Here is a 6,045-nt window from a genome sequence, read left to right as displayed (position 1 = left end):
ATCGCGGCGCGCGTCGCCCAGATCGATCCCGCGAAATTCTGCTTCTGCCCAGCCCATGCGATCCCCAATGAACCGGAATGCTCAAATCGATTTTACCCGCACACAGGGAGTTGTGTGTAATGGGATGCCTTTAGCGAGGTTGACCAGTCAGCGTGACGGGCCGCTTGCCGCGTATACTTGCCCCAGCTTAAACCGCGTCCATCATGATTCAATTGGCGATGACTGAGCCAAGTGTCGATGACGTGACCCTATCCGGCACATTTTGCTCAATGAAGCGGCAATGATTTGGTAGTTTCATGCGACTGATTCGAGGCTTACATAACCTGCGCCCAGCCGATCGGGGCTGTGTCGCCACCATCGGCAACTTCGATGGGGTCCATCTGGGACATCGCACCGTCTTTCAGCGACTGATCGTCCGCGGACGCGATCTGGCGCTGCCGGCGACCGTGATCACCTTCGAGCCGCAACCCATGGAATTTTTCGCCCCAGACGCCGCACCCGCGCGTCTGACGCGGCTACGCGAGAAGCTGGACGCCATCCGCAACGATGGGATCGAGCAGGTGATGCTGCTGGCATTCGGCCCCAGGCTCGCCGCCATGGATGCGCGGACCTTCGTGCAACGCCTGTTGATCGACGGACTCGGCGTGCGGTTTCTGCTGGTCGGGGACGATTTTCGCTTCGGACAGGGCCGCGCGGGGGACTATGGGCTGCTGCGCGCGATGGGCGAAGAAGCGGTCCGGAGCGGAACGGGGTTCGCGGTGGAGAATCTTCACACCATCACCCACGGCGAAGAGCGCATCAGCAGCACGCGGGTCCGCGAGGCGCTGGCACGGGGCGATCTGGAGCAGGCCCAGCATCTGCTCGGGCGACCCTATCGGATCGAGGGGCGCGTGGCCCATGGCGACAAGCGCGGACATTCCATCGGCTTTCCCACCGCCAACCTGAATCTGCATCGTCGCTTCAGCCCCTTGCGGGGCGTTTATGCCGTGGTCGCGCACGGTCTTGGACCCGAACCGCGCGCCGGCGTCGCCAACATCGGCACCCGTCCCACCGTCGACGGCCAGGGCTGTCGGCTGGAGGTGCATCTGTTCGACTTCGACGAAACCATCTACGGGCGGCATCTCCAGGTCGAATTCCGGCTCAAACTCCGCGACGAGCAGCGATTCGACTCTTTCGACAATCTCAGGCACCAGATCCAGTTGGATGCGTCCGCCGCGCGGGCCTATCTGGGCGTGGCCGAACGAGCGGATGCGCCGCGCTGATCTGTACCGCAAACACGATTCGCCATGTCCAAAACCAAACACCTGATTACCCGCGCGATGTCGCTCATTGGCCGCCTGGAACATCTGCTCCCGGCCGACAGCCTGCCGCCGGACTGGTCGGCCCACGCCTTTCGCTGGCGCCGGCAGGCCGCGCGCGGCTGGCTGCAGGCCGTGCATGCGCCGCATCGGATCGCGCTTGAGGACCTGCTATGCCTGGACCGGCAGAAGGAGGAAGTCGAGCGCAATACCCGGCAGTTTCTCGCGGGCAGCCGGGCGAACAATGTCCTGCTTTGGGGCTCGCGCGGCACCGGCAAATCGTCGCTCGTCAAGGCCGTTTTCAATGCCCACCGTTACGCCGGGCTGCGCCTGATCGAAGTCGACAAGGACGATCTGATCCAACTGCCCGACATTCTGGAACTGCTCGGCAATCGCCCCGAACGCTTCATTCTCTATTGCGACGATCTCTCGTTCGAGGCCAGCGAATCCGGTTACAAGGCGCTCAAGGCCGCGCTCGACGGCTCGATCACCGCCACCCCGGACAATCTGCTGATCTATGCCACGTCCAACCGCCGCCATCTGCTGCCCGAATTCCACGCCGAGAACCGCGAGGCGCGCATCCTCGATGGCGAGCTGCATCAAGGCGAATCGGTCGAGGAAAAGATCTCGCTCTCGGATCGCTTCGGTCTCTGGGTCGCCTTTCATCCCTTCAGTCAGGCGCAATATCTGACCGTCGTCCGTCACTGGCTCCGCCGACTCCATCACGACCCGATCGACTGGTCGGCCGTGGCCTGGGGGCCGATCGAACGCGACGCGCTGCAATGGGCGTTACAGCGCGGCTCGCGCAGCGGGCGCACCGCCTGGCAGTTCGCGCTGGATTGGACGGGGCGAACGGAAGATCCGCCGCATTTAAACCGCAATTAACCGAGAAAATGCGCATCGATGCCGTCTCAACGGCGACCGCATCAACGACCAGAGTCATCCACGAAAAGCACGAAAAGCACGAAAATCTTTTTTAGAGTTAGGACTTACGCAAAACGGCGGAATGTGCTGTAAATTGACGAGCATGAAGACACCGATGACACGTTTGGCCTACTGCCAATATTTGCTGGTTAGCCAAATCAATTACACGCTGACGAACTTTGCCGACCATTGTGAGGACTTTAGCCACGACACCATCAACCGCTATCTGCGTCACGACCGGGTCACGCCCCGCGCCCTGTGGGATACCGTGGCCGCCGATGTGATCGTGACGCCGCAAGGCTATCTCCTGTTCGACGACACCGTGCTGGACAAGAACTACTCGCACAAGATCGACCTCGTGCGCCGGCAGTGGAGTGGCAACGAAAAGGCGGTGATCAAGGGTATCGGCGTGGTCACCTGCGTTTATGTCAACCCCGGGACCGGCACGTTCTGGCTCATCGACTTTCGCCTCTATGACCCCGATGGCGATGGCAAAACCAAGTTGGACCATGTCCATGAGATGCTCTCCAACGTCGTTCACCACAAGCGCCTGCCCTTCCAGGCGGTGCTGATGGACAGTTGGTACGCGGCCAAGACGTTGATGTTGTTTATCGAATCCCTCGGCAAGGTGTACTACTGCCCGCTGAAAAGTAATCGTCAGGTCGACGACTCTGCCGCCACCGCTCCCTACCGACGGATCGACGCCTTGGACTGGAGCCCGCCGGAGTTGGCGACGGGTAAAACGATCAAAGTCAAAGGTTTTCCCAAAGACCACAAGCTGCGCCTGTTCCGGGTTGAGGTGTCCACCCACCGCACGGATTGGGTCGTCACCAACGACCTGGCTCAAGATTCGACGGAGGCGGCACATCACGCGTGCGGCTTCCGTTGGAAGATTGAGCAGACGCATCGCGAAGCCAAGCAAACCACGGGGCTGGAGTCCTGCCAGTGCCGCACGGCGCGCATCCAACGCAACCACATCGGCTGCGCTTTCCTCGTGTGGGCACGGCTTAAACACCTGGTCGCCGAGAGTGGCCGAACCGTCTACCAACTCAAACACGGATTGCTCGACGACTACCTCATTCAGCAACTCAAGAATCCATCGCTCCGCATGGCGTTTGCGTAAGTCCTAAGAGTGTTTCGTGTTTTTCGTGGACAAAATCAACGGCACCCCGCCTCAGCGTCCCCCCATCGAGCTATCCATCAGCGTCCGCATCTTCTCGGTCGTCGGATTCAGCACTACCCCGCGCTCGGTGACGATGGCATCAACCAGAGCGGCGGGCGTCACGTCGAAGACCGGATTGCGGGCCACGCAACCCGTCGGTGCGAGACGCCGTCCACCGCAGCTCAGCAACTCGTCGGGATCGCGCTCCTCGATCGGGATCTCGGCGCCGGAGGCCACCTCCATATCCACCGTCGAGGTCGGCGCCGCGACCATGACCTTGATCCCGTGATAGCGGGCCAGAACCGCCAACCCATAGGTGCCGATCTTGTTCGCCACGTCGCCATTGGCGGCGATGCGATCCGAGCCGACGATGACCCAGCCGACCGAGCCGCCAGCCATCAGACTAGCCGCGGCGCCGTCCGTCTGGAGGGTGACAGGAATGCCGTCATGCATCAGCTCCCAGGCCGTGAGGCGCGCGCCCTGCATCCAGGGTCGGGTCTCGTCGGCGTAGACGCGCCGGATTTTCCCCGCCGCGAAGGCGCTACGTACTACGCCCAGCGCGGTGCCATAACCGCCAGTGGCGATAGCGCCCGCGTTGCAATGGGTGACGATGTCCGTCGGACCCTCGATGAGCTCGGCCCCCAGATCGCCCATGCGGCGGTTTGCGGCCCGGTCCTCCTCGTGAATCGCCAGCGCCTCGCGCAAAAGCGCCGGGGTCGGATCGGTCGTGTCCAGACGCTCGATCAGCACGCGCATGCGACGGATCGCCCAGAACAGATTGACGGCAGTCGGTCGTGAGGCAGCGAGGCGCTCCAGATCCGCTTCGATCGCCGTCTTCCAGCCGGCGCCGGCCATCGCATGGGCGGCACGGCCGGCCAAAACCACGCCATAGGCCGCGGTCACCCCGATCGCGGGAGCGCCCCGAACGACCATCGCGCGAATCGCATCCGCGACCTCGGGCGCCTGCTGGTACGACAGAAATTCCGCGCGCTCGGGCAGCACACGCTGATCGGCCAGGTACAATCGATCCTCGTACCAGAGCGCGGCATCGTCGGGCGTGGGAATGGTGGGCTTGGTGATGTTCATCGATGGCTCCATGTGGCAAGTTGGGCGCCATTCTCTCTTATTCGACGCCACAACCAAAGGATAGAGCGATGCAAGCCGAACTGTTGATCCATTCTCAATGGGTGCTGCCCGTGGATTCCGAGAATCGGCAACTGACCGATCATGCCCTGGCGATTGCCGACGGGCGCATCCTGGCCCTGCTGCCATCGGATGAAGCGCGTCGCTCCATCCAGGCGGAACGGGTGATGGAACTGGAGGGGCATCTCCTGATACCGGGCTTGGTCAACGCACACACTCACGCGGCCATGACCCTGATGCGCGGCTTCGCGGACGACATGCCCTTGATGACCTGGCTGCACCAGCACATCTGGCCCACCGAGCGTCGCTGGGTCGATCCGAGCTTTGTCAGGGACGGTACCCGGCTGGCGGTGCTGGAAATGCTGCGTAGCGGCGTGACCTGCTACAACGACATGTATTTCCATCCCGATGTCGCCGCCCAGGTGACTGCGGAGGCAGGGATGCGCGCCGTCATCGGGATGATCTTGCTGGATTCGCCCGTCGGCTATGCCGCCGACGCGGACGACTGCATCGCCCGTGGGCTGGCGTTTCAGGATCGCTATCGCGACCATCCGTTAATCCGGATCGCTTTCGCGCCGCATTCGCCCTATGCCGTCTCCGATGCCCCCCTGCGCCGCATCCGCACACTCGCCGACGAGCTAGAGGTGCCGGTCCATCTCCACCTCCACGAAACCCGCGACGAAATCGTCCAGTCATTGCGCGACCACGGAGAGCGGCCGATCGAGCGGCTTGATCGGTTGGGACTCGTCGGACCTAGCCTGATCGCGGTCCACATGACCCAACTCGATGATGCGGAAATCGCGAAACTAGCCAGCGTCGGTGCCCACGTCATCCACTGCCCGGAATCGAATCTCAAGCTCGCGAGCGGTTTCTGTCCCGTCGCCAAACTGCTGGCGGCTGGCGTCAACGTCGCCCTTGGCACGGACGGCGCGGCCAGCAACAACGATTTGGATTTGCTCGGAGAGATGCACACCGCGGCCCTGCTCGGGAAAGGCGTCGCTGGTTCGGCCTCGGCGATCCCGGCGGCAACCGCGTTACGCATGGCCACCATTCAGGGTGCGCGCGCGCTGGGGCTTGAAGACGAAATCGGCTCGCTGGAACCCGGAAAATCCGCCGATCTCGTGGCCCTGGATCTGCGCGACGCGCACACCCAACCACTCTACCGCCCGGTGTCCCAGTTGGTCTATGCGGCGGGTCGGCATCAGGTTCGCCAGGTTTGGATTCAGGGTCGACAGATAATCCGCGATGGCATGCCGACGCGCCTGGATCCGGTCGAGGTGATTGCAGCAGCGCAGGTCTGGGGTGAGCGCATCCGGGCCGATGGTTAAACCGCATTTTCAGACAGCGCGCGTGAGCTAGCGGCGTCGTCCGCCAGCGGGCGCCGACGATTTGCGCGCAAAGCAACACCCCCATCCTTTTTGAGGACGGGGGTGTTGGTGGAGAGGGCCCTGGCGGTGACCTACATTCGCATGGGGAGGCCCCACACTAGCATCGGCGAGCCACCGTTTCACGTCTGAG

General features: G+C 62.8%; 5 protein-coding genes. 4 read left to right on the top strand and 1 reads right to left on the bottom strand.

Translation table 11 applies throughout. The annotated features are described in order from the left end of the window. Window positions 1-296: 296 nt before the first annotated feature. The 3 genes from ribF to CCR95_RS00530 all read left to right on the top strand — a co-directional run bounded on the left by ribF (window position 297) and on the right by CCR95_RS00530 (window position 3,345). Window positions 297-1,262, top strand: a complete 966-nt coding sequence (gene ribF, locus CCR95_RS00540) for a bifunctional riboflavin kinase/FAD synthetase (RefSeq protein ID WP_201090900.1) — start codon at window positions 297-299, stop codon at window positions 1,260-1,262. Between the two features lie 24 nt (window positions 1,263-1,286). After that, window positions 1,287-2,183 (top strand): ATP-binding protein, encoded by an 897-nt coding sequence (locus CCR95_RS00535; protein ID WP_201090899.1) that lies wholly within the window; start codon window positions 1,287-1,289, stop codon window positions 2,181-2,183. 154 nt (window positions 2,184-2,337) lie between these two features. Continuing rightward, on the top strand, window positions 2,338-3,345 hold the full coding sequence (locus tag CCR95_RS00530; protein WP_201090898.1) for an IS701 family transposase: 1,008 nt from the start codon (window positions 2,338-2,340) through the stop codon (window positions 3,343-3,345). Window positions 3,346-3,396: 51 nt separating this feature from the next. Here the strand turns inward: CCR95_RS00530 and mtnA are convergent, their stop codons facing one another. After that, a complete protein-coding gene (gene mtnA / locus CCR95_RS00525; RefSeq protein ID WP_201090897.1) occupies window positions 3,397-4,470 on the bottom strand; it encodes an S-methyl-5-thioribose-1-phosphate isomerase in 1,074 nt (357 codons plus the stop codon). Between the two features lie 68 nt (window positions 4,471-4,538). On the opposite strand from mtnA, the gene CCR95_RS00520 reads away from it, so the two are divergent. Continuing rightward, window positions 4,539-5,855, top strand: a complete 1,317-nt coding sequence (locus CCR95_RS00520) for a TRZ/ATZ family hydrolase (protein ID WP_201090896.1) — start codon at window positions 4,539-4,541, stop codon at window positions 5,853-5,855. Window positions 5,856-6,045: the final 190 nt, after the last annotated feature.

This window comes from Thiocystis minor (assembly GCF_016653465.1).
Lineage (GTDB): Bacteria > Pseudomonadota > Gammaproteobacteria > Chromatiales > Chromatiaceae > Chromatium > Chromatium minus.
The sequence above is the reverse complement of the archived record's forward strand: the minus strand, read 5'-3'. Positions and strand labels throughout refer to the sequence as shown.